Below are 1,502 nucleotides of genomic sequence, written 5' to 3'. Positions count from 1 at the left end.
GTCCGCGCCACCTGCGCCGCGAACAGCTCCGGCACCAGCACAGCCCCAAGGTCGACCTCGGTGGCGTTCCACTCCTCCAGCACCCGACGCCGCTCACCCTCACCCAGCACGTCCACCGCGCTCAACCGCGCGCCCGGATCGGCGACCAGCAGCCCGAGCACGCGTACCAAACGCTCGCCAAGCCCCTCAACCGTCTCCCGGTCGAACAGGTCCGCCGCCGCGACCACCGAGCCCCACACCCCGGCCGGGGCGCCCTGCTCGTCGAATGCCTCGGAGACGCGGACTTCCAGGTCGAACTTGGCCGCCGTCTTCGCGACCGAGAAGCCTCCGGTCTGGGCGCCGGGGAGGTCGAGTACGGCCTCGGCGTTGTTCTGAAGGTCGAGCTGCACCTGGAACAGCGGGTGCCGGGCCATCGAACGGCTCGGCGCCAGCTCCTCCACCAACCGCTCGAACGGCACCTCCTGATGCGCCAGCGCCGACAGACTCGACTCCCGAACCCGCTCCAGAACCTCCCGGAACGTCGGGTCACCCGACAGGTCCGTCCGCACCACCAGCGTGTTGATGAAGAAACCGACCAGCTCGTCCAGCGCCTCGTCCGTACGCCCGGCGTTCGCCGAACCGATCGGGATGTCCGTCCCCGCCCCCAGCCGGGACAGCAGCATGGCGAAAGCAGCCTGCAGGACCATGAACGTCGTCACACCTTCGGCCCGCGCCACCTCCCCCAGCCGCGCGTGCACCTCAGCCGGAACCACCACCGGCACACGATGACCCGCATGAGAGGCCACCGCCGGACGCGACCGGTCGACGGGAAGCGGCAACTCCTCCGGCAACTCCGCCAATGCCTTGCGCCAATACGCCGTCTGCCGGGAGATCACACTCTCCGGGTCGGTCTCGTCACCCAGCAACTCCCGTTGCCACAAGGCGTAGTCCGCGTACTGCACCGGCAACGGCTCCCACCCCGGCTCCCCGCCCCCACATCGCGCCACGTAAGCAGCGGACAGATCCCGGGCCAACGGACCCGTCGACCAGCCGTCACCCGCGATGTGATGCACCACGACCACTAGAACCCGTTCACCCTCACCCGCCTCGAACAACGTGGCCTGGATCGGCACCTCGGCAGTGAGGTCGAACTCGCACCCGGCGGCCGCGGCAACAGCCCCCTCCAACTCGTCGGCGGGGACCGTGATGACTGCCATCTGCCAGTCCAGGCCGTCGAGTTCCAAGACCTGCTGATACGGATCGCCGTCCTCGTCCGTCGGGAAGACGGTCCGCAGCACCTCGTGCCGCCCGATCACGTCCCGGAACGCCAGGCCGAGCGCGTCCCGGTCCACCTCGCCCGCCATCCGCAGCACGAACGGAATGTTGTATGTGGAACTCGGCCCCTCCAACTGACCGACGAACCACAACCGTTGCTGGGCGAAGGACAGCGGAACGCGCTCCGGGCGCTCACCGGCCACCAGCGCCGGCCGTGCCCGCCCCGCACCCGCCAGCCCGGCCGCGAG

The 1,502-nt window shown here is 69.8% G+C and carries 1 protein-coding gene; it reads right to left on the bottom strand.

What is annotated here, in order from left to right; genetic code table 11:
* A partial coding sequence (locus tag ABZ576_RS34360) for a condensation domain-containing protein (protein ID WP_360750053.1) occupies window positions 1-1,502 on the bottom strand: 1,502 nt, incomplete at both ends.

Source organism: Streptomyces sp. NPDC013455, assembly GCF_040632975.1.
GTDB lineage: Bacteria > Actinomycetota > Actinomycetes > Streptomycetales > Streptomycetaceae > Streptomyces.
Note: the sequence above shows the minus strand (reverse complement) of the source record. Positions and strands in the feature narration are given on the sequence as shown.